Origin of the sequence: Pantoea sp. USHLN256 (assembly GCF_037149875.1) — a bacterium.
Taxonomy (GTDB): Bacteria; Pseudomonadota; Gammaproteobacteria; order Enterobacterales; family Enterobacteriaceae; genus Pantoea; species Pantoea nemavictus.
Genome location: NZ_JBBCQO010000003.1, coordinates 302,563 through 324,445, shown reverse-complemented (window position 1 = coordinate 324,445; position 21,883 = coordinate 302,563). Strand labels below are relative to the sequence as shown.

At 53.5% G+C, this 21,883-nt stretch carries 19 protein-coding genes; 6 read left to right on the top strand and 13 right to left on the bottom strand.

Features of this window, described 5'->3' with window-relative positions; genetic code table 11:
• The 4 genes from nuoC to lrhA form a co-directional block, all read right to left on the bottom strand.
• Positions 1-1,800: an NADH-quinone oxidoreductase subunit C/D gene (gene nuoC, locus WFL93_RS10805; protein WP_007889320.1), complete on the bottom strand. Its 1,800-nt coding sequence runs from the start codon at positions 1,798-1,800 to the stop codon at positions 1-3.
• Positions 1,801-1,916: 116 nt separating this feature from the next.
• Positions 1,917-2,597 carry a NuoB/complex I 20 kDa subunit family protein gene (locus tag WFL93_RS10800; RefSeq protein ID WP_007889318.1) on the bottom strand — a complete coding sequence of 227 codons (681 nt, stop codon included), beginning with the start codon at positions 2,595-2,597 and terminating at the stop codon, positions 1,917-1,919.
• Between the two features lie 15 nt (positions 2,598-2,612).
• Positions 2,613-3,056: an NADH-quinone oxidoreductase subunit A gene (locus WFL93_RS10795; RefSeq protein WP_007889316.1), complete on the bottom strand. Its 444-nt coding sequence runs from the start codon at positions 3,054-3,056 to the stop codon at positions 2,613-2,615.
• Between the two features lie 660 nt (positions 3,057-3,716).
• The gene (gene lrhA, locus WFL93_RS10790; protein WP_007889314.1) at positions 3,717-4,640 is read right to left on the bottom strand and encodes a transcriptional regulator LrhA; all 924 of its coding nucleotides are present in this window, start codon (positions 4,638-4,640) and stop codon (positions 3,717-3,719) included.
• Between the two features lie 970 nt (positions 4,641-5,610).
• On the opposite strand from lrhA, the gene WFL93_RS10785 reads away from it, so the two are divergent.
• Together WFL93_RS10785 and yfbR are read left to right on the top strand one after the other, a co-directional pair.
• Positions 5,611-6,828 carry a pyridoxal phosphate-dependent aminotransferase gene (locus tag WFL93_RS10785; RefSeq protein WP_036620879.1) on the top strand — a complete coding sequence of 406 codons (1,218 nt, stop codon included), beginning with the start codon at positions 5,611-5,613 and terminating at the stop codon, positions 6,826-6,828.
• Positions 6,829-6,958: 130 nt separating this feature from the next.
• Positions 6,959-7,558 (top strand): 5'-deoxynucleotidase, encoded by a 600-nt coding sequence (yfbR, locus tag WFL93_RS10780; protein WP_007889310.1) that lies wholly within the window; start codon positions 6,959-6,961, stop codon positions 7,556-7,558.
• A 26-nt stretch (positions 7,559-7,584) separates the two neighbouring features.
• On the opposite strand, the gene WFL93_RS10775 is transcribed toward yfbR, so the two are convergent.
• From WFL93_RS10775 to yfbV, 3 genes are all read right to left on the bottom strand, one after another.
• Entirely contained in the window at positions 7,585-8,244 is a 660-nt protein-coding gene (locus WFL93_RS10775; RefSeq protein WP_049852890.1) for a sugar phosphatase, read from the bottom strand.
• Positions 8,245-8,258: 14 nt separating this feature from the next.
• Positions 8,259-8,753 carry a YfbU family protein gene (locus WFL93_RS10770; RefSeq protein WP_049852891.1) on the bottom strand — a complete coding sequence of 165 codons (495 nt, stop codon included), beginning with the start codon at positions 8,751-8,753 and terminating at the stop codon, positions 8,259-8,261.
• Between the two features lie 151 nt (positions 8,754-8,904).
• A complete protein-coding gene (gene yfbV, locus WFL93_RS10765) occupies positions 8,905-9,357 on the bottom strand; it encodes a terminus macrodomain insulation protein YfbV (RefSeq protein ID WP_007889303.1) in 453 nt (150 codons plus the stop codon).
• A 338-nt stretch (positions 9,358-9,695) separates the two neighbouring features.
• On the opposite strand from yfbV, the gene ackA reads away from it, so the two are divergent.
• A complete protein-coding gene (ackA, locus tag WFL93_RS10760) occupies positions 9,696-10,898 on the top strand; it encodes an acetate kinase (protein ID WP_180822209.1) in 1,203 nt (400 codons plus the stop codon).
• Between the two features lie 73 nt (positions 10,899-10,971).
• A complete protein-coding gene (gene pta / locus WFL93_RS10755; RefSeq protein WP_007889297.1) occupies positions 10,972-13,116 on the top strand; it encodes a phosphate acetyltransferase in 2,145 nt (714 codons plus the stop codon).
• Positions 13,117-13,181: 65 nt separating this feature from the next.
• Here the strand turns inward: pta and yfcD are convergent, their stop codons facing one another.
• Positions 13,182-13,727 carry an NUDIX hydrolase YfcD gene (gene yfcD / locus WFL93_RS10750; RefSeq protein ID WP_007889295.1) on the bottom strand — a complete coding sequence of 182 codons (546 nt, stop codon included), beginning with the start codon at positions 13,725-13,727 and terminating at the stop codon, positions 13,182-13,184.
• A 111-nt stretch (positions 13,728-13,838) separates the two neighbouring features.
• Entirely contained in the window at positions 13,839-14,480 is a 642-nt protein-coding gene (gene yfcF, locus WFL93_RS10745; RefSeq protein WP_336778091.1) for a glutathione transferase, read from the bottom strand.
• Positions 14,481-14,684: 204 nt separating this feature from the next.
• Between yfcF and WFL93_RS10740 the strand changes: the two genes are divergently transcribed.
• The gene (locus WFL93_RS10740; protein ID WP_049852893.1) at positions 14,685-15,581 is read left to right on the top strand and encodes a TIGR01777 family oxidoreductase; all 897 of its coding nucleotides are present in this window, start codon (positions 14,685-14,687) and stop codon (positions 15,579-15,581) included.
• Between the two features lie 34 nt (positions 15,582-15,615).
• Here WFL93_RS10740 and WFL93_RS10735 read toward each other — a convergent pair whose 3' ends face one another.
• The 3 genes from WFL93_RS10735 to dalD are packed head-to-tail and all read right to left on the bottom strand — an operon-like array spanning position 15,616 to position 19,793.
• Positions 15,616-16,896 carry an MFS transporter gene (locus WFL93_RS10735; protein WP_049852894.1) on the bottom strand — a complete coding sequence of 427 codons (1,281 nt, stop codon included), beginning with the start codon at positions 16,894-16,896 and terminating at the stop codon, positions 15,616-15,618.
• A 22-nt stretch (positions 16,897-16,918) separates the two neighbouring features.
• Positions 16,919-18,388, bottom strand: a complete 1,470-nt coding sequence (gene xylB / locus WFL93_RS10730; protein ID WP_336778090.1) for a xylulokinase — start codon at positions 18,386-18,388, stop codon at positions 16,919-16,921.
• A 10-nt stretch (positions 18,389-18,398) separates the two neighbouring features.
• Complete coding sequence (gene dalD, locus WFL93_RS10725) at positions 18,399-19,793, bottom strand: D-arabinitol 4-dehydrogenase (protein WP_336778089.1); 1,395 nt, start codon at positions 19,791-19,793, stop codon at positions 18,399-18,401.
• 195 nt (positions 19,794-19,988) lie between these two features.
• Here dalD and WFL93_RS10720 point away from each other — a divergent pair, with 195 nt between their 5' ends.
• A complete protein-coding gene (locus WFL93_RS10720) occupies positions 19,989-20,936 on the top strand; it encodes a sugar-binding transcriptional regulator (protein ID WP_336778088.1) in 948 nt (315 codons plus the stop codon).
• Between the two features lie 166 nt (positions 20,937-21,102).
• On the opposite strand, the gene hisP is transcribed toward WFL93_RS10720, so the two are convergent.
• Positions 21,103-21,876, bottom strand: a complete 774-nt coding sequence (gene hisP / locus WFL93_RS10715; protein WP_336778087.1) for a histidine ABC transporter ATP-binding protein HisP — start codon at positions 21,874-21,876, stop codon at positions 21,103-21,105.
• Positions 21,877-21,883 lie beyond the last annotated feature (7 nt).

Sequence of the window (21,883 nt, the reverse complement as noted above, 5' to 3'; positions counted from 1 at the left end):
TTAGCGGTCCACGTCTGACATAACAAAATCGATACTACCGAGGTAAACGATCAAGTCGGATACCAGGCTGCCGCGGATCACCGATGGGATCTGCTGCAGGTGCGGGAAGCTCGGCGTACGCACGCGGGTGCGATAGCTCATGGTGCTGCCATCGCTGGTCAGGTAGTAACTGTTGATCCCTTTGGTCGCCTCAATCATCTGGAAGGATTCGTTGGCCGGCATCACCGGGCCCCACGAAACCTGCAGGAAGTGGGTGATCAGGGTTTCAATGTGCTGCAGCGTGCGCTCTTTCGGTGGCGGTGTGGTCAGCGGATGATCCGCTTTGAACGGGCCTTCAGGCATGTTGTTCAGGCACTGTTCCAGGATACGCAGTGACTGCCACATCTCTTCCATTTTCAGCTGAACGCGGGTGTATGCATCACTGATGCCTGCGCCAACGGGAATTTCGAAATCGAAGTTTTCGTAGCCTGAATACGGACGCCATTTACGCACGTCAAAATCCAAACCGGTAGCGCGCAGACCGGCACCGGTGGTGCCCCATGCCAGCGCTTCATCCATGTTGTACGCCGCCACGCCCTGCGAACGGCCCATCAACACGGTATTGCGCAGCGCAGCTTTGTCGTACTCTTTCAGACGTTTCGGCATCCAGTCGAGGAAGTCGCGCAGCAGGCGCTCCCAGCCTTTCGGCAGATCATGCGCGACGCCGCCAATACGGAACCACGCTGGGTGCATACGGAAACCGGTGATCGCTTCAACCACGTCATAGATTTTCTGACGATCGGTGAAGGCGAAGAACACCGGCGTCATGGCGCCGACGTCCTGAATAAAGGTGGAGATATAGAGCAGATGGCTGTTGATGCGGAACAGCTCGGACAGCATCACGCGAATCACATTGACGCGATCAGGTACGGTGATGCCCGCCAGTTTTTCTACTGCCAGCACATACGGCATTTCGTTGACACAGCCGCCGAGATACTCGATACGGTCAGTGTACGGAATGTAGCTGTGCCAGGATTGGCGCTCGCCCATCTTTTCAGCGCCACGATGGTGGTAGCCAACATCGGGAACGCAATCGACAATCTCTTCACCATCGAGTTGCAGAATGATGCGGAAGGCACCGTGCGCTGACGGGTGGTTTGGACCGAGGTTGAGGAACATGAAGTCCTCGTTGGTGGTGCTACGCTTCATGCCCCAATCTTCAGGCTTGAAGGTCAGCGCCTCCATCTCCAGATCTTCTTTCTGTTTGGTCAGTTCGAAGGGATCGAACTCGGTGGCACGCGCCGGATAATCTTTACGCAGCGGATGGCCTTCCCAGGTCTGCGGCATCATGATGCGCGTCAGGTGCGGGTGACCATTGAAGGTAATACCGAACATCTCCCATGTTTCGCGCTCATACCAGTTGGCGTTGGCGAAAATTTTGGTGATGGTTGGCACATTCAGATCGTTTTCAGACAGCGCCACCTTGAGCATGATGTCGCGGTTGCGTTCAATCGACAGCAGGTGATAGAAAACGGAAAAATCCGCGGCGGGCAATCCGGCGCGGTTAGTGCGTAAACGTTCATCAAAACCATGTAAGTCATAGAGCATGACATACGGCTTTGGCAGCTTGCGCAGGAATTCAACGATTTCCAATAGCTGTTCACGCTTCACCCAAACTACCGGAATGCCGGTGCGGGTGGCCTGAACGGTAAAGGCATCCGGCCCAAAACGGTTACGCAGCTCGCCGACCACTGGATCATCCAGATGATCGCGGGTTTGCCATGAAGGCTGTGCGAGATCTTGCGTGGTTAAATCAGTCATACGTTACTCACCATTCCGGCCTGTAATCAGGCGCTCAAAAGAAGGCGTCAGGATGGCGGCGCACATTAAATTGTGATGTTCTGCTGCGGCCGTGGCTCCATCCGTGAACGGGAAGCTTAAACTTCGTCTGGCGTTCTCAGGTTGGTGACGGCAATACGCTCACCACGTTTCCTTTCACGCTCTGGCTGCATATTGGCGCGGTAAACACCTTGATCGCCAACCACCCACGACAGTGGACGACGCTCTTTACCAATCGACTCACGCAGCAGCAGCAGCGCTTGCATATACGCTTCAGGACGCGGTGGGCAGCCTGGGATATACACATCCACCGGCAGGAATTTGTCTACGCCCTGCACTACCGAGTAGATGTCGTACATACCACCGGAGTTAGCGCACGCGCCCATGGAGATCACCCATTTCGGCTCCAGCATTTGGTCATACAAACGCTGAATAACCGGCGCCATTTTGGTAAATGGCGTTCCGGCAATCACCATGAAGTCAGCCTGACGTGGTGAGGCGCGCATAACTTCCGCACCAAAACGTGCCACATCATGCACCGCAGTGAATGACGTGGTCATCTCCACGTAGCAGCAGGAGAGACCGAAGTTATATGGCCACAGAGAGTTTTTACGTCCCCAGTTCACCATGTCATGCAGAGCGTGTTCGAGCTTGCCCATATAGACGCTGCGGTGAACGTGCTGCTCCAGCGGATCGGTAACAATTTCCTGTTTCTGCAGAGGATAACGATCGTTATCGCCGCCCCCGTTCGGGTCTACGCGTGTCAGCGTGTAGTCCATCTTATTGCCTCGCTTTTACTGCTTATGAGGGTTGGTGTGGCTGTGACTGACCGGGACAGATTTGACTACTACGCGACGACGCGCAGGAGCCCAATCCAGCGCACCGATGCGCACCAGATAAACCAGGCCTGCCAAGAGCACCAAAATGAAAATTGCGGCTTCGACAAAGCCGACCCAACCGCTTTCGCGAATAGAAGTCGACCATGCGTATAAATAGAGGGCTTCGACGTCGAAGATGACGAAGAACATCGCAACCAAATAGAATTTTGCAGAGAGGCGAATATGAGTGTCACCGACCGACTCAATACCCGATTCGAACGGGGTGTCTTTGTGTCGCGCACGCGCACGTCCACCTAACAACCAGCCACCGGTCAACATGAAGGCACACAGGCCAAATGCGATAACGATAAAAACAATAAATGCCCAGTGATGAGCGATCACTTCTGTAGTTGTCGACATACTCTTTGCTTACTCATCAAAAGTGGTGATGGCATCCTGCACTGTTGCAGCAAACACACCACATCGATTCAAGGGAAGGATAAAAAACCTTATAAAGCTTGCTGTCATTAGCAATAAAGCAGCAATTTTATAGGGGTTTTTACTCCTTTCTATAACCTTTTGTCAACTTTGACAAAAGTATCCAAACATTATTTTACAGCTGCAGCATATTATTAACATTCACCTCTGCGATCGCCAGCTAAATCGCTTCAGTTTGTGAGGTTAATTTTAGTGTAGCGGGTATTCACATGCATGGATCGTGCATTTAACAATCATATTTTGACAGGTCTTGTCGAAGATTCCCCCCCCTTATCAGGGGTATTTTTTTGATCCAAAGCACATAAATGGGTTTTATGATGCAAAAACCAGCGTTACAGACGGGCAAATGCCCTGGGAAAGAGGGCACGAATTGATAAAATCATTCCATCCTGAAGAAGAATGGAACGCATTCCATATTTTAAGATGATGGGGAAATCTTCGGCAGGAAAATGGGTCAAAAAAGGTCAACAAACGGGCATAAAAAAAGCCTTAGCGGGTAATTGATTCGCTAAGGCTCATTTATCTAAGTTTTAACAATTAACCGGTATTCCATTTAAGAGGAATTATCAGTTACTGCAGTACTTACTCTTCATCATCCAACAACAACGTACCGTCTGGATTAGCACTCAAATTGTACGGATCGTTGGTGGACTGCATGGCGTTGAAAATAGCCAGCGCCAGTTCGTTATCGCTGTCTGGATTACGGCACAGCAAATACTGGGTATCCGGCAGCACTGGCAAACCTTCCGCCGCTCCCATCACTCGCAGCTCTGGGCTCATCATTTCAACTGGACGCGCTGTCACACCCAAACCGGCCTTAACAGCTGCACGTACCGCAGCTAACGTAGACGCGACATACGAGATGCGCCACGGAATTCCAGCTTCGTTGAGGTGATCAATCGCCATATCGCGATAAGGGCTTGGCTCATCCAACAGAACCAAAGGAATGGCTTCACCGCGCTGGAAGATATAATCCGCCGCGCAGTACCACAACGTGGGTGAAGTTCGCAGTACCTGATGGGTAAAATTGCCTGGGCTGGACGTGGTCACAACCAGATCAACTTCACCTTGATTTAGCATTTCCATCATGAACGGGTTGCGTTTGACACGAACATCAATGGCCAGCTTCGGATAAACCGACGTTACGCGATTAAGCAGGAACGGCAGAATGGTATCTGAGGTATCATCTGAAGCGCCAATGGTCAGAACGCCCTGGATGTTGCTGTACATTAAAGAGGTGCAAGCTTCGTCATTAAAACGAAGGATTTTCCTGGCGTAACCCAGCAGTTGAATGCCATGCTCCGTCAGCAATTTATTACGTCCATGTCTGGCAAACAGCTCTTTACCTACCAATTGTTCCAGACGTTGCATCTGCTGGCTCACTGCTGACTGCGTTCTGCATACCGCGGCAGCGGCCGCTGCAAAAGTATTCAGATCGGCAACGGCAACAAATGTACGCAGCAGATCGAGGTCGAGATTCAGTATCGGACGATTTGCATTAGTCATGTTTTTTTCTTCACTTATAAGATTTTTTAAAACTACTACCCTGGTGTATTACCCGACTTATCAAAGAGATAAGAGGCAATGGTGCTTAATGACAGCCCTGTGTTGAGGCTGCCACGAAAAAATTTTGTTATGCGGATGCCGACGATCGCACCACTCTGAGATCAGAGCAGCGTCGTCATTATAGACAGCAGAACTTCTGGGCCGGAAACGTATGTCGTACAGGTGCTGGAAGCTGCGTAGTTGTCTATGTATCCCGCGTAAAGTCCCTGCGGGTCAAAAAGAAATAACATCATGTTAAGCAGATGCGAAGCGATAAAGTGCATCAAATAATAAATTATACTTAATCATTTTTACGCTATAAATGGAAATGTTTTTGTTCAAAACATTGCAATTTTTGACCAAAAGCCTTTTCGCACACATCCTGCCATAACGCTGCTCTTATTTTAAGCCCCCCAGGTTCTGAATCTTAAACACTTGCGTTAAAGTTACAGCACAAATGCTATTTTACCCGTGTTTTACACCACATTTGTCTCATTGCTGGAGCTTAATCCTATCCCTGAAAACTGAATGAGAATGAACTGCATTTTGTAACACCAGTTAGAGCTTAACCATTAACCGACGTTTTTTCGCCATCTAACAAGAATCACTTAACTATTTCATTAGGTCGCTAATGTTTTTATAAGCCAATTGTGACTGAAAAATTTCTGAATAGTCCGCGATGCCGATGGAAGAAGGCATTTACACGTCTGCCATAGCTAAGCAGTGTTTAATTTTACCAATTCCTGCATCCCTGAATTAATGAACCAGATTAATAGAATTCCAATGACTTTTACGCCATGCGGCGCGGGAAAAAATGGCAAATGCGCCAAAACCAAGCGCTGCCCTTCTTTTGTTAAGGTGAGAAGAGTAAATTGGGCAAGTTTGATTTTTGGTGGCAGGTTAAAGGACTCTGCCCTTAAAGGCGGTAATGATGAATTTTCAAATTGATAAATCCGGCAAGCTGGAAAATGTCTGTTATGACATCCGTGGTCCGGTACTGAAAGAGGCTAAACGTCTCGAAGAAGAAGGCAACAAAGTTCTCAAACTGAACATCGGTAACCCCGCCCCGTTTGGTTTTGAAGCGCCTGATGAAATTTTGGTGGACGTCATTCGTAACCTGCCGAGCTCGCAAGGTTACTGCGACTCAAAAGGTCTGTATTCGGCGCGTAAAGCGATCATGCAGCACTATCAGGCGCGCGATATGCGCGACGTTACTGTCGAAGACATTTATATCGGTAACGGTGTATCGGAACTGATTGTGCAAGCCATGCAGGCATTGCTTAACAGTGGCGACGAAATGTTAGTGCCCGCACCCGACTATCCACTGTGGACGGCTGCAGTTTCGCTGTCGAGCGGTAAAGCGGTGCATTACCTGTGTGATGAATCGGCTGGCTGGTTCCCAGACCTGGATGATATTCGCAGCAAGATTACGCCGCGCACGCGTGGCATTGTCATCATCAACCCCAATAATCCGACCGGCGCGGTTTATAGCAAAGAGCTATTGCTGGAGGTTGTTGAGATTGCACGCCAGCACAACCTGATTATTTTCGCCGACGAAATCTACGACAAAATTTTGTACGACGAAGCTCAACATCATTCGATTGCAGCACTGGCGCCAGACCTGCTGACCGTAACGTTTAACGGCTTGTCCAAAACCTATCGCGTGGCGGGTTTCCGTCAGGGCTGGATGGTATTGAATGGGCCGAAGAAACATGCCAAAGGTTATATTGAAGGGCTAGAAATGCTGGCCTCGATGCGTCTGTGTGCCAACGTTCCGGCACAGCACGCAATTCAAACGGCGCTCGGCGGCTATCAGAGCATCAGCGAATTCATCGCCCCAGGCGGTCGTTTGTATGAGCAGCGTCAGCGTGCGTGGGAGTTAATCAACGATATTCCAGGCGTCAGCTGCGTCAAACCGCAGGGAGCGCTGTACATGTTCCCGCGTATTGATGCCAAGAAATTCAACATCTTCGACGATCAAAAGATGGTACTGGATTTCCTGTTGCAAGAGAAAGTGCTGCTGGTTCAGGGTACCGCTTTCAACTGGCCGTGGCCGGATCACGTGCGCATTGTTACGCTGCCGCGCGTGGACGATCTGGAGATGGCCGTAAGTAAGTTTGGTCGCTTCCTGCAAGGGTATCGCCAGTAATCGGTGACACGTGTGTATCCGTGGATATTCAAGTCCCCCTCATGGGGACTTGAATTATTTAGGGTATAGTGATCGTATTTCGGGGAGAGCGTTCGCTTCGCTCTCCCCGCCATGCGAACAGGAACCGCCCATGACTCGTAGCCATTTTTTTGCCCATCTCTCTCGCCTCAAACTGATCAATCGCTGGCCGCTGATGCGCAATGTGCGCACCGAAAACGTCTCCGAACATAGCTTGCAGGTGGCGATGGTCGCTCATGCACTCGCCATCATTAAAAACAAAAAGTTTAACGGCAACCTTAATGCTGAGCGTATCGCGATGCTGGCGCTCTATCATGATGCCAGCGAGGTGCTTACCGGCGATTTGCCTACGCCAGTGAAGTATTACAACGCGCAGATCGCGCACGAATACAAAAAAATTGAGAAGATCGCCCAGCAGAAGCTAATAGATATGTTGCCAGCTGAACTACAGGACGCCTATCGCCCGTTGATCGATGAACACTTGCATACTGAAAGTGAGCAATCGGTGGTGAAGCAAGCGGATGCACTTTGCGCCTACGTAAAATGTCTGGAAGAGTTGTCGGCGGGCAATAACGAGTTTCTGCTTGCGAAAGCGCGCCTGGAAAAAACGCTGTCACAGCGTCGTTCGCCGGAGATGGACTATTTCGTTGAGGTGTTTATTCCCAGCTTTAGCCTGTCATTGGATGAGATTTCGCAAGATACCCCATTATAAAAAACGGGCCGTTCAGGCCCGTTTCATTATGCATTAACTGAGAGCGTAAACTCGCCGCTACTCTCTTTCGTCACCTTTACAGGTTCCAGCGTCGTAACGCGAAACGCCACGTCGTTGAGACGCGGCGAATCTGCTGGTGCATTCACAGCAACTACCGCGCTGCCCGCCTCTAAACCTGAAATGATGCCCGCTGGCGCATCCTCAACTACAACGCAGTGTGTCGCCGAAAGCCCTAAACGTTCCGCGCCCAGCAAATAAGGCTCTGGATTCGGCTTGCCATGCTTAATATTCTCAGCGGTGATAAAGACTTCTGGCATCGGTAGATTTGCCGCTTTATGGCGCGCGTGCGCTACCGGAATCGAACCGGACGTCACAATTGCCCAGGGAATCTGTAACTCGTTCAGCGTAGCGAGTAACGCTAACGCACCCGGAATGGCTTGCACCCCTTGCGTATCCTCAGCCTCTAAGCGTTCAAGCCAGAGGAACTCCGCCTGGATTGCCTCTTCCGATTGTCCCGCCATGAAATGGCGCAGCGAATTGATAGCAGGCTTTCCATGTATGTAGCTCAGGACCTCATCCGCCGATAGGCCGTGGCGCTCGCCCCACAGTGACCATGCGCGAATCACTGCAGGCAGTGAATCCACCAGCGTGCCGTCTAAATCAAACAGAAAACCCCTGTACTTCACACATCGCTCCTTATTCAGGCATTGATAATCTGCGCGATCTCATTCGCGCTGAGATGATACTGACGTGGACAAGTTTGCCACACCGTTAGCATGCGTTGGTATTTTTCCCACATCGGTGTTTGCGCATTGAAACCGTGCGTGCCGGAATCAAAGTGGGTATAGCGTCCCTCAATGTTCACCATAAACCGTACATAACCGAGGTAACGCGCTTCCGTGGCGGCATCAAATCCAAGAAACGCCAGGCGACGCTCGTCAATAGAACTGCCATCTTTCAGGTTCGACCAGGAAACATGCAGCGCATGGTGCATTTCCATAATATCGATGAGCTGGCGACAAGTGGCTTCCGTTAACTCGCCGAACTCCTTGTCCAGTTCGCGTAACTGCAGGCCGTAGCCGCGCTCAATAATGGTTTGATAGCGGCGATAGCGCTCGGCGTTATCGGGCTCGAGCATTGCCATCATTTTATATTGGTTGGAAAGGATGAGTCGTTGCGCGTGGGTCATTTCCATGGTTTGCTCCCGGGCCGGCAAGGCCGCTTAAGATTTAAACAATGAAGAAATGATTACACAAGGAGAGTGATGCGTGTGTGTCCGCATCACTTTTCTTTGATTTAAACCGGGATTTGGCTCAAATTCCCTGCCCGGTAAAAGCGTCAGCAGATCAAAGATCGTCGAGGAAAGTGCGATCAAGCTGTTTAAAAGCGCGCTTTAATACGTCAGCGAGCGATTGGTAAGTCGGCTTACCATCCACAGGCGCAATCGCCTGACCCGCTTCTTCCAGCTTAGTGCGCACCTCATGAAACCACTGCAGCAGGGTTGGCGGCAAAGGCGTCACAGAGCGTTTACCCAACCACCACAAACCTTGCATCGGCAGGCTACAGGCAAAAAGCGCCGTTGCAATTGCTGGGCCGAGCTGTCCACCAAGGGCGATTTGCCACGTCAGCGTGAAAATTGCCAGCGGCGGCATAAAACGGATAGCAAAGCGGGTGGTATTCACAACACGATTTTCGGGAAACACCGGCGCCAGGCGTTTATCGGCAGGCCAGGTCTTCATGTATCGCTGTCCGCGCTGGAACAAGCTGAACCAGCCGGGATTGTCTGTCTCATTCGCCATGATAGACCTCAACAAAATCTGCAATATTTAAAATAAACCGATAACTACACAACTTTACGTGACATCCTTCAAAAGTTTTTGTCTTTGTGGGTGACAGTGAGTATTCTGACGCCGTTTAAGCAACATTACCGGAAGCTTTAGCTCAATAAAAGAGCGGCCAGAGCCATGTTTCACTAAACGCCTATCAAAAATAAGCGTAAAATCACCAAAATTTTTTGCATGTCACTCAATTTTTGACTAGCACATGATGTTTATCATTAACCTACCAGCTTTCATGGGCTACGCTGTTAGTCTGATTGCGTTATTTTTAGCCACTATTTAACAAAATAGGTACTTCCATGTCGACGAAGTTAGTACTGGTTCTAAACTGCGGCAGCTCCTCTCTTAAGTTTGCCATCCTCAACCCAGCCACTGGCGACGAATATCTTTCGGGTCTGGCTGAATGTTTCCATTTGCCTGAAGCGCGTATCAAATGGAAGCTGGAAGGCAGCAAACAAGAAGCCCCATTGGGTGCAGGCGCTGCTCATAGCGAAGCGCTCAACTTCATCGTTAAATCTATTCTGGCACAAAAACCAGAGCTTTCGGCACAAATCGCTGCAATCGGCCACCGCATTGTTCATGGCGGCGAGCAGCTGACGAAATCCGTCATTATCGACGAGTCTGTCATTCAGGGCATTAAAGATGCGTCTTCATTTGCACCGCTGCACAATCCCGCGCATCTGATCGGTATTGATGAAGCGCTGAAAAACTTCCCGCATCTTTCCGATAAAAATGTGGCGGTTTTTGACACGGCATTCCATCAGACAATGCCGGAAGAGTCCTATCTCTATGCTCTGCCCTACAAGCTGTACAAAGAGCACGGCGTTCGCCGCTACGGCGCACACGGCACCAGCCACTACTATGTGACGCAGGAAGCCGCAAAAATGCTGAACAAGCCGGTGAGTGAATTGAATATCATCACTTGCCACCTTGGCAACGGCGGTTCAGTTTCCGCAATCCGCAACGGTCAGTGTGTTGACACCTCAATGGGTTTGACCCCGCTGGAAGGCTTAGTGATGGGTACCCGTAGCGGTGATATCGATCCTGCCATCATCTTCTTCCTGCATGATGCACTGGGCATGAGCGTTGATGCCATTAACAAACTACTGACCAAAGAGTCTGGCCTGTTAGGTTTGACCGAAGTCACCAGCGACTGCCGCTATGTTGAAGATAACTACGCGACCAAAGAGGATGCTAAACGTGCGATGGATGTATTCTGTCATCGTCTGGCGAAGTACATCGGCAGCTACACTGCGCTGATGGAAGGTCGTCTGGATGCGGTGATCTTCACCGGTGGCATCGGTGAGAATGCAGCAATGGTACGTGAACTGGCGCTGCAGAAACTGGGCCTGCTCGGCTTCGAGGTCGATCACGAGCGCAACCTGGCAGCCCGCTTCGGTAAATCTGGCTTCATCAATAAAGAAGGCACTCGCCCAGCCGTGGTGATCCCAACCAACGAAGAGTTGGTGATTGCTCAAGATGCCGCGCGTCTCACCGCATAAAAACACTTCTCTCCGTCAGCTTAGGCTGACGGAGTTGTTTTAGACAGTCTGCAACACCTGAGAGGTTTCTATCGTGTCACGTACAATCATGCTCATTCCTACCGGCACCAGCGTCGGCCTGACCAGCGTCAGCCTCGGCGTCATCCGTGCTATGGAGCGCAAAGGCGTGCGCCTGAGCGTATTCAAGCCCATTGCCCAGCCACGTGCGGGCGGCGATGCGCCAGACCAGACCACCAGCATTATCCGTAAAAGCTCCGCGATTCCTGCTGCTGAACCGCTGCAGATGTCACGCGTTGAGTCACTGCTGGGTTCTAACCAGCAAGACGTGCTGATGGAAGAGATCATTGCCAACTACCACGCGAACGCCAAAGATGCCGAAGTCGTGCTGGTTGAAGGTCTGGTCCCCACGCGTAAACATCAGTTCGCCTCGGCGCTGAACTATGAAATCGCCAAAACCCTGAACGCAGAAATCGTCTTCGTGATGGCGTTGGGTAACGATTCGCCGGCCCAGCTGAAAGAGCGTATCGAACTGACGCAAAGCAGCTTCGGCGGCAGCAAAAACAAAAACATCACTGGCGTTATCATCAACAAACTGAATGCGCCAGTGGATGAACAAGGCCGCACGCGCCCGGATCTGTCAGAGATTTTTGATGACTCTTCCAAAGCGAGCATCGCCAACATCGATCCTAAGCAGCTGTTTGCCAACAGCCCGCTGCCGGTGTTGGGCTGTGTGCCGTGGAGCTTTGATCTGATCGCTACCCGCGCCATCGACATGTGCCGTCACCTGAATGCCGATATCATTAACGAAGGTGAAATCCAGACGCGTCGTGTTAAATCAGTGACCTTCTGCGCGCGCAGTATTCCGCACATGCTGGAGCACTTCCGTCCGGGCTCACTGCTGGTCACTTCTGCCGATCGTCCTGATGTGCTGGTGGCTGCATGTTTGGCCGCGATGAACGGCGTGGAAATCGGTGCGGTGTTGCTGACCGGCGGTTATCAGATTGAAGCGCCGATCGCGCGCCTTTGCGAGCGTGCGTTCCAGACCGGCCTGCCGGTATTTATGGTGAAAACCAATACCTGGCAAACCTCACTCAGCCTGCAGAGCTTCAACCTGGAAGTTCCTACTGATGATATTCAGCGTATTGAGAAAGTGCAGGAATACGTAGCCAGCTTCATCAATGCCGATTGGGTTGAATCGCTGACCGCCACCTCTGAGCGCAGTCGTCGTCTGTCACCGCCGGCATTCCGTTATCAGCTTACCGAATTGGCGCGTAAGGCCGGCAAACGCATCGTGCTGCCAGAAGGCGACGAGCCGCGCACGGTGAAAGCGGCGGCGATTTGTGCCGAACGCGGCATCGCTACCTGCGTGTTGCTGGGTAATCCGGAAGAGATTCAGCGCGTTGCTGCCGCTCAGGGTGTTGAACTGGGCAAAGGCATCGTCATCGTCGATCCAGAAGTGGTACGCGAAAACTATGTGCCGCGTTTGGTTGAGCTGCGTAAGAGCAAAGGCATGACCGAAGTGGTGGCACAAGAGCAGCTGGAAGACAACGTGGTGCTGGGCACCATGATGCTGGAGAGTGGCGAAGTTGATGGCCTGGTATCAGGTGCGGTTCATACCACCGCGAACACCATTCGCCCACCGCTGCAGCTGATCAAGACCGCGCCAAACAGCTCGCTGGTCTCTTCCGTGTTCTTCATGCTGCTGCCGGAACAGGTTCTGGTGTATGGCGATTGCGCCATCAACCCAGATCCGAATCCAGAACAGCTGGCGGAAATCGCCATTCAGTCTGCCGATTCAGCCAAAGCTTTCGGTATCGATCCACGCGTTGCGATGATCTCTTACTCCACCGGTAACTCCGGTGCCGGTAGCGACGTAGAGAAAGTACGTGAAGCAACGCGCATTGCGCAGGAAAAACGCCCGGATCTGGTGATTGATGGTCCGCTGCAGTATGACGCCGCGATTATGGAAGATGTTGCCAAATCCAAAGCGCCAAACTCAGCGGTTGCTGGTCGCGCTACGGTGTTCATCTTCCCGGATCTGAACACCGGTAATACCACTTACAAAGCGGTACAGCGTTCTGCCGACCTGATCTCAATCGGACCGATGCTGCAAGGCATGCGTAAGCCGGTAAACGATTTGTCGCGTGGCGCACTGGTGGATGACATCGTCTATACCATCGCACTGACGGCGATTCAGTCACAGCAAGCCGAAGGCTAATCGCTTTCCTGCTCGCTTAAAAAGCAAAAAGGCGCCCGATGGGCGCCTTTTTTATCGCAGCGTAATTATGCTTCACTGCTCTGCTTGCGGCGTGCGGCATCACTGTTGCGGCTCAGCCACAGTGACAGTGCTTTCAGCGAATCATCAGTGAACTCATCACAGCGCGCGGTGATCTCTTCCGGCGTCATCCAGAAAATCTCATCCACTTCTTCCTCTTGCATCGCAAACGGACCATGCGAGACGCAGCTAAACAGCCCGCCCCACACGCGACAATGCTGATCTTCGAAGTAAAATTGTCCGTGCTCAGCAAACGGAACGGCCGCGATACCTAATTCCTCTTCCGCTTCACGACGAGCAGATTCCAGCAGGTCTTCACCGCTCTGCACCACGCCGCCGGCGGTGGCATCAAGCATACCCGGCATAAAGTCTTTAATTTCAGTACGACGCTGCACCAGAATTTTGCCCATGCCATCATGCACCACGATATAGGTGGCGCGATGGCGTAGACACTGCGCACGCATCTGCGCACGGCTGGCCTGCGCAATGACTTCGTTCTCTTCGTTAACGATATCAACCCACTCGATACCATCACCTGCCGTTTGATCCACCATCCATAACCCTTTTCTGTTTTCGGCGTGCCCAGCACGCGCCTGATTGCCACGCTTTATTAGAATCTGCGGTAAGGTAATGCGTTCTTTTCGCCATCGCAAGGCGCATCGTGCTTAGCGTGTTTTACCGGATTCAGCCAACCACAACTGCACCGAAGCACGCTGCCACTGGAACTCGGCATAATGCTGCAACTTCACTGGCAGCGCGTCACCGTGCAGCGCCAGACGATTAATCATCACCGCTAAATCAGTATCCGCAATCGACCATTCACCAAACAGGTTTTGCTGTCCCTCCGGCAGCAGACGCTGCACCGCAGCAATCAGTTTATTTGCGGCCTGCTCACCCACTGGCGTGAGCGGTGCAAAGCGCTCACCGGCAAACAGCACTTCGGTGGGACGTTCCGATCGCAGCGGCATCAGATCGCTGCGCAGCCAAGCCTGCACTTCACGTGCATGCGCCCGTTTTTCGCGGTCGCGTGGATAGAGTCGCTCGAACTCTGGCGCAGGAAAACGCTCCTCCAGATACTCAGCAATCGCTGAAGACTCCGTCAAAACCACCTCATCGATTTGCAACGTGGGTACGCGGCAGGTAAGAGAGAGTGCACGATAATCATCATCCCACTGCGCGTTCTGTGATAAATCGACGCGCTTGAGGGTAAAGGGAATCCCCTTCTCGGTTAGCGCAACATAAACCGACATGGCGTAAGGGCTGAAAAAGGAAGAATCGGACCACAAGGTAATGGTTGGATAATTCATTGGCTGCCTCAGGTAAGCGTCAGGTGTGCATCATGTTTACCGATTTTTATTTGTTAAGGCAATGGTGCGCTGGTCGGATGTTTAGGTGCTAAGGCCAGCGCTGACTACGCCTTTTTATTCATAAGCGTAAGCCCAGTCACGCCGCACGGGCGCTTCTCTTCTATGCTGAATCTGAGCAGAGAAAAAATTACAAGGAGGCTCAACATGCATTTACTTATCACCGGCGGCACCGGCCTGATTGGCCGTCATCTGATCCCGCGCTTATTGCAGCTCGGGCATCAGGTCAGCGTTGTCACCCGCGATGTCGCCGCCGCGCGAGAGAAACTCAACCCCAACGTGGCGCTGTGGTCCGGCATTAATCAGCAATCCGATTTAAACGGCATTGATGGCGTGATCAATCTGGCAGGCGAACCGATAGCGGATAAACGCTGGACCGAGCAACAGAAACAGCGGCTTTGCGAAAGTCGCTGGCAGATTACCGAACAGCTGGTCTCGCTGATCCACGCTAGCAGCCATCCTCCCCAATTTTTGATCTCTGGCTCGGCCACCGGTTTTTATGGCGATACCGGCGATCTGGTATTGACTGAAGACGATCCGGGCCACGATGAATTTACCCATGCACTGTGTGCGCGCTGGGAGCAACTGGCGTTAACCGCGCAAAGTGACCGCACCCGCGTCTGTTTGCTGCGTACCGGCGTGGTGCTGGCAAAAGAAGGCGGCGCACTGGCGAAGATGAAGCTGCCGTTCAAACTGGGTGTGGGCGGTCCGATTGGCAGCGGCAAACAGTATTTACCGTGGATTCATATCGACGATCTGGTGAACGCGCTGTTGTGGCTGATCGATCACCCGGAACTGCGCGGGCCTTTCAACATGGTTGCACCTTATGCGGTGCGTAACGAGCAGTTCGCCGCCACGCTGGGGCATGTGATGCATCGTCCGGCCTTTATGCGCACGCCGGCCAGCGCCATCAAGCTGATGATGGGGGAATCGGCGGTGCTGGTGCTGGGCGGGCAACATGTTTTGCCAAAGCGGCTGGAAGAGTCGGGATTTGGTTTCCGCTGGTACGATTTAGAGCAAGCGCTGCAGGATGTCGCCGGTTGAATAATCAGGGCGGCACGTCGGCCGCCCTGAGGTATTAACTGCGCTGTTGCGCGACGCGAGATTTCAACGCCACAGGTTCACGCGTATGACCCGGCTGCGGTACACGAATGATAAAGGTTAGCACGCCGGCAAACACATACAATCCGGTATACGCCCACACCACGCCCACGATGTCGAAGAACGGTAGCATCACCGAAGCAATCGCGGGTGCCACGAAGTTACTCAATCCCGCCGACAGGTTGTAAATCGATACGGCAGCCCCTTTGTGATGCGGTTCCAGCGTCGGGAACACGGCCGTCATTGGCACAAAGGCCGCGACAAAAATCCCCAACATCACCGCCGGAATCAGCGCCACCCAGAAGTTATGCCCGGCATACACTGGCAGGTAATAGAATGCCAGGCTGGAAATTGCCATGCCGACACAGCCAAACCAGCGCACCTGACGAATCCATCCCAGTTTCTCGCCGGTGATGCCCCAGAAGATGTTAGTAAAGATGGTGACAAAGAAGAACACCGCCCAGATCTGCAGCCATTCGGAAATGGTAAAGCCAAGGCGATCAACGAACAGCAGCGGCATGATAATGGCGAAGCCAAACAGTGACAGCGTGTTAATGATGCGAATCAGACAGGCATAAAACACGTGCTGATTGGTGAACAGAATGGTGACGGCCCGCGACATTTCGGTCATTTTGTCGCGCATCGGCAGATTGACGCGCGAACGGTCAACCGGCACGTGGCGCAAGCTAAAGTAAGCCAGCACACCGCCACACGCCACCCATACGATCGCCAGCCACAGCGTACCGGTTTCGCCCAGCATGGGAATGGTGAGGCTCGGTAAATAGCTGCCAACCACACCGATGCCAACCGAGTACATCGCCCAGAACCAACCGGTCGCGGCCGCCAGTTTTTCCCGCGGCAGCACCTGCACCAGCATCATCATGAACGAATAGATGAATAACGGGTACGCCAGGCCGCGAATGCCATAGAACAGCACCATCAGCGGATAGTTACGCATCCCCAGACCAAGCGACATAAACAGCGTGTGCATCACGATCCACAATACGAAGCCAATCATCATTGCGCGCTGCGGGGTAATCAGCTCCGCCACCACGCCCGAGGCCCACGCAGCCAGCGCAGCGGCAAGTCCATAGAAGGTAAACACCACCGCCGACTGCGCAGGGGTGAAGCCCATATCGGTGATATGACGCGATAAAAACGCCATCTCAAAGCCGTCACCTGCCATAAAAATGGCGATGGCGAGGAAGCCCCAGAACATCTTTTTCGGTAAGCCAAACCAGTATTCATTCGATTGCATCTCGTTCATCCTCTGTCTGGAGTTAGGCAGGCAACAGCGCCCGTGCCTGCTGTTGCTGTTCGTAGAGCGTGCGGAACAGATGCAATCGCTGGTGCAGCACCTTGCCGCGCCCGGCATCCGGCTGATAGCGCGCCTGCACCGGCGGCTTGAGACAGACATCGCGCTCGGCACCACCATCGGCCAACCACGCCAGACGTGCGGCGCCCAAAGCGCCGGAGGCGCTGGCGGGATGCGTGACGATGGGCAGTTGCAGCACATCCGCAATCAGCTGGGCCCACAGCGTGCTGCGTGCCCCGCCGCCGGTCAGGCTGCATTGACGAATCTGCTGCTGCGCATCACCCAGCACCGCCAATCCATCGGCCAGACCAAAAGCCACGCCTTCAATCACCGCGTAACCCAGCAGCGCACGCGGCGTTTCATGGCGCAGATTGAAGAAGGAGCCGCAGGCATCAGGATCGTTATGCGGCGTGCGTTCGCCACAAAGATAGGGCAGGAAAAGCGGCGCATGACGCCGTTGTTCCTCGCTAAGCTGTGCCATCTCGTCCATCAGCTGGCTTTCCGTGACCGACAACAGATTGCATAGCCAGCGCAGACAGCTGGCGGCGCTGAGCATTACGCTCATCTGGTGCCAGCGCCCAGGCAAGGCGTGGCAAAAGGCATGCACGCCAGATTGTGGATCGGCCAGCAGACGATCGTTAACCACGAAAATCACGCCGGAAGTACCCAGAGAGATAAAGGCATCTCCCGGATTGACCGCGCCGACTCCCACCGCCGATGCCGCGTTATCGCCGCCGCCGCCCGCCACGCTAACCGAGGCCGATAAGCCCCACTGGCTTGCCAGTTCGGCTTTCAGCGTGGCGCTAACTGCACTGCCTTCCACCAGTTCGGGCATGTGGGTGCGCGTCAATCCGCTAATGGCTAGCAGTTCGTCCGACCAGTCGCGTTTGGCGACATCAAGCCACAGCGTACCCGCCGCGTCCGAAGGTTCGCTGACAAAGCGTCCGGTCAAACGCCAGCGCAGATAATCTTTTGGCAGCAGCACCTTATCGATGCGCTGAAAAATCTCCGGCTCATGTTCCGCTACCCAACGCAGCTTTGGTGCGGTAAAGCCCGGCATGATCATGTTGCCGCTCAGCTGCATCATTTCCGGATGCTGCGCGCTAAGCGCTGCACATTGCGTTGCGCTGCGTGTGTCATTCCACAGGATGCACGGACGCAACACCTCGCCCTGGTTATCCAGCAGCACCGCGCCGTGCATTTGCCCTGACAAGCCAATAGCACGAATCTCGCTCCACGCTGCTGCGGCCTGTTGGCGCAATCCGGCCAACACCTCACCGCAGGCCTGCCACCAGCGTTCAGGATCCTGCTCGGCCCAGTGGGCATGCGGACGCTGCACGCTAAGCGCGGCGTGATGAGTCGCGACGATGTCGCCCTGCGCATTGATGAGCAGCGCTTTGAGTTCAGAAGTACCAATATCGATTCCGAGATACATGACGCGCTCCTTACCCTTCAGCCAGCGCAGGTTGCGGCTGTTTCAGCCACTTCTGCAGGTCAGCAACGGTGCGGGTCACCAGCGCATGGAACGCTTTGTCCTGCGCCAGTTCGCCAAACAACGCGCTGTCGCTGAGGAATGCAGTAAGGGCATCGGACCGGCTAAACTGCTGACGCAGCGCATCGGCCTGCAGCACGCCATCCTGATAGGTGTAAGGCAGATCATCATCAGCCCAACGTTGCAGGAACAGGAAGAACAGCGCAGGCAGCACGGCGGTGGCAGCCGGTTCTGCGCCGCGCTGATAGCATTCGCGCAGCGTTGGCGTCACCATGCCAGGAATTTTCGACAGACCATCGGCGCCAACGCGCTGATTAGTGTCTTTGATGTAGGGATTACTGAAGCGCGCCAGAACCACATCGCGATAATCCGCCAAATTCAACGGGCTCGGCGACAGCGAAGGCATCACGTCCTGCGTCACATAGTCATACGCCAATTGATAAATCGCCGGCTGACGCGTGCTGTCGTCAATGTAATTGAGGCCAATCAGCGTGCCTGCCCAGGCAATTGCGGCATGCGTCGCGTTGAGGATGCGGATTTTTGCCTCTTCCCACGGCAATACTGATTCCACCAGCTCAACGCCCACCTTTTCCAGCGGCGGACGACCAGCAATGAAATCATCCTCAATCACCCATTGAATAAAGGATTCGGCCATTACCGCCGCGCCATCGTCTTTGCCTGTGGCAGCTTTTACCCGCTCAGCCACATCTGGCGTCGGGCGTGGCGTGATGCGATCGACCATCGTGTTGGGTGACGTCGTGCTGGTGCGTACCCAATCTGCCAATGCCCGATCGCCCTGCGCCGCGAGAAACGCGAGGAAGCCGTGACGGAAACGTTCGCCGTTATGGCGCAGGTTATCGCAGTTGAGCAGCGTGACAGGCGCGCCGCCCTTTGACAGTCGTTGGGAGAGAATGCGCGCCAGAGCACCATAAATGGTGCGGATATCGCCTTTCACATCGGCCTGCACATCCGCCTGTTCAAGATCAAGTTCATGTTCCGGCGTCAAATAGTAACCGGCTTCGGTGACGGTGAAGCTGATTACGCGGGTTTCTGTTTTAGCACCCTGCTCAACTAACGCGCTGATGTCGCTGTCCCACGGCAGAATTTTGCGCAGTGAAGTGATGGTTTCGTAGGCGCGTTCGCCTTCAGGGGTAACGGTTTCCAGTACGTACTCGCCACTCTGCGCGGCGAGTTGCTGTAGCAGCGGCGCAGCGTCGCTGCGGATATTACCGAGTGCAATGCCCCAGCACTCATCGCTCTGCTCGCGTAATTTATGCAGATACCACGCCTGATGTGCACGGTGAAATGAACCTGCGCCAATGTGCATCCACACTGAATTATTTGTCATAGCCGCCTCAAAATAAACATTTGCCACGATTAAGGGCATTTGCCCGATTCCGTGTAGCATAGTGTGTGCGATAAGGCAGGTTCTGCGAACTGAATCACAATTAATACTTTTGCTCTTTTTTAGGGCTTTTGCTCAGTTAACACTTAGCGGCCTTCTCGCGTTAACATGGCGCACCGGTTTTGACGGAACAGCGCGATGAGCAGAGAAGAGAAAAAACAAGAACTGGCAGCACGTGCGGCCTGGATGTATTACGTCGCTGGGGTGACACAGCAGGAGATTGCGCGTGCGTTGGGACTGTCGCGTCAGGTGGCGCAGCGTCTGGTGTCCAACGCACGGGAAATGGGCATGGTGAGCGTGAAGATTGAGCATCCCGTCACCCATTGTTTGCAACTGGCGCGCGAAGTGCAGGAGAGGTTTGCTCTGCAGCTGTGCCGTGTCGTGCCTTCAGCCAACCTTGATGATGAGGCCATCCAGCAGATGTTGGCCGTGGAAGGCGCAGCGGTGATGGCGCAATATATCAGCGAAGAGCAACCGCAGGTTTTTGGCATCGGTTCTGGGAAGACGCTGCGTTCGATGATCGACGCGCTTCCCTGGGTTGAACGACCACAGCATCAGTGCGTTTCGATGATTGGCGCGATTGCGCGAGACGATTCAGGTACGCGTTATGACGTGCCGCTGAAGATGGCGGAGAAGATGCAGGGTAAGTATTTTTTCATCCCTGCACCGCTGTATGCCGATACCCCCGAAGACAAGGCAATGTGGATTCAGCATCAGGTCTATCAACGCGTCACGTTACGCGCGTTGCAGGCAGATGTGGCCTTCGTCGGCATTGGCGAAGTACAGCCAGGTTGCCCGCTACATGCCGAAGGCTTTATTACCGATGCGCAAGTGGCTGCACTCAACGCACGCGGCGTGGTTGGCGAAATGCTCGGGCACTTTTTCAATCAGCAAGGCGAACGCGTGTTGGGTGAAACCGATGAGCTGCTCACCAGCGTCTTGCTGGAAAGCCAGACGCAGCGCCAGATTATCGGCTTTGCCGGCAGTGAACGTAAGTATCCAGCGATTCGCGCCGCGCTGCAGGGCGGCTGGGTGTCAGGCTTGGTGACCGATGAGGATACGGCGCTGAAGTTGCTGCGGGATTGAAACGTGCTGGCTGTCCCCCATCCCGGCCTTCCCCCGCTAGCGGGGGAAGGTGACGCTGCCACATGCAGCATCAGTACGCACATATTGCAGCATCTTCCTTCTCCATTTATGGGGGAGGACCGAGGTGGGGGGCAGCGAGCACAGACCAGCCAGCACTATTCCAAAACTACTTTAACGATCCCTTCAAAAACTGCTGCAGGCGCGGGCTTTTCGGGTTACCAAACAGCTCATTTGGCGTGCCCTGCTCTTCGATTTTGCCCTGATGCAGGAAGATCACATGATTAGAGACGTGACGAGCAAACTCCATCTCGTGCGTCACCACCACCATGGTTTTCCCCTCTTCGGCCAGCTTCTGCATAATGCGCAGCACTTCACCGACTAACTCTGGATCGAGCGCCGAGGTCGGTTCGTCAAACAGCAACACTTCAGGCTCCATCGCCAGAGCACGCGCAATCGACACGCGCTGCTGCTGACCGCCAGAGAGATGCACCGGATATTTGGCGCGCGCACGCGCATCAATACCGACTTTATCCAGATACTTAATCGCACGTTCGCGCGCTTCAGCCTTGCTGAGCCCCAGCACCTGAATAGGCGCTTCGGTGACGTTATCCAGCACCGTCATGTGGCTCCACAGGTTAAAGTGCTGAAACACCATCGTCAGACGGGTACGCAGCATACGCAGCTGCTCTTTGTTCGCAACTTTGAGCTGACCATCGGTGTCGCGCACCAGGTTGATCTGCTGATTGTTAACGGTAATGGTGCCTTCGCTCGGTTTCTCGAGAAAGTTAATGCAGCGTAAAAAGGTACTTTTCCCGGAACCGGACGAGCCAATAATGCTGATCACATCGCCGGCGTTGGCCTGCAGTGATACGCCTTTTAGAACTTCATGCTCACCGTAACGTTTGTGCAGTTCGGTAACGCTTAATTTATTGTCAGCCATAGTGATA

Excerpts from the sequence above, each read along its gene's own strand:
- yfbR (WP_007889310.1), top strand. The coding sequence starts at position 6,959 with ATGACTCGTAGCCATTTTTTTGCCCATCTCTCTCGCCTCAAACTGATC.
- WFL93_RS10795 (WP_007889316.1), bottom strand. The coding sequence starts at position 3,056 with ATGTCGACAACTACAGAAGTGATCGCTCATCACTGGGCATTTATTGTT.
- WFL93_RS10735 (WP_049852894.1), bottom strand. The coding sequence starts at position 16,896 with ATGCAATCGAATGAATACTGGTTTGGCTTACCGAAAAAGATGTTCTGG.
- yfbV (WP_007889303.1), bottom strand. The coding sequence starts at position 9,357 with ATGGCGAATGAGACAGACAATCCCGGCTGGTTCAGCTTGTTCCAGCGC.
- yfcD (WP_007889295.1), bottom strand. The coding sequence starts at position 13,727 with ATGGTGGATCAAACGGCAGGTGATGGTATCGAGTGGGTTGATATCGTT.
- WFL93_RS10770 (WP_049852891.1), bottom strand. The coding sequence starts at position 8,753 with ATGGAAATGACCCACGCGCAACGACTCATCCTTTCCAACCAATATAAA.
- WFL93_RS10740 (WP_049852893.1), top strand. The coding sequence starts at position 14,685 with ATGCATTTACTTATCACCGGCGGCACCGGCCTGATTGGCCGTCATCTG.
- yfcF (WP_336778091.1), bottom strand. The coding sequence starts at position 14,480 with ATGAATTATCCAACCATTACCTTGTGGTCCGATTCTTCCTTTTTCAGC.
- xylB (WP_336778090.1), bottom strand. The coding sequence starts at position 18,388 with ATGTATCTCGGAATCGATATTGGTACTTCTGAACTCAAAGCGCTGCTC.
- ackA (WP_180822209.1), top strand. The coding sequence starts at position 9,696 with ATGTCGACGAAGTTAGTACTGGTTCTAAACTGCGGCAGCTCCTCTCTT.
- WFL93_RS10785 (WP_036620879.1), top strand. The coding sequence starts at position 5,611 with ATGAATTTTCAAATTGATAAATCCGGCAAGCTGGAAAATGTCTGTTAT.
- hisP (WP_336778087.1), bottom strand. The coding sequence starts at position 21,876 with ATGGCTGACAATAAATTAAGCGTTACCGAACTGCACAAACGTTACGGT.
- WFL93_RS10800 (WP_007889318.1), bottom strand. The coding sequence starts at position 2,597 with ATGGACTACACGCTGACACGCGTAGACCCGAACGGGGGCGGCGATAAC.
- nuoC (WP_007889320.1), bottom strand. The coding sequence starts at position 1,800 with ATGACTGATTTAACCACGCAAGATCTCGCACAGCCTTCATGGCAAACC.
- lrhA (WP_007889314.1), bottom strand. The coding sequence starts at position 4,640 with ATGACTAATGCAAATCGTCCGATACTGAATCTCGACCTCGATCTGCTG.
- dalD (WP_336778089.1), bottom strand. The coding sequence starts at position 19,793 with ATGACAAATAATTCAGTGTGGATGCACATTGGCGCAGGTTCATTTCAC.
- WFL93_RS10720 (WP_336778088.1), top strand. The coding sequence starts at position 19,989 with ATGAGCAGAGAAGAGAAAAAACAAGAACTGGCAGCACGTGCGGCCTGG.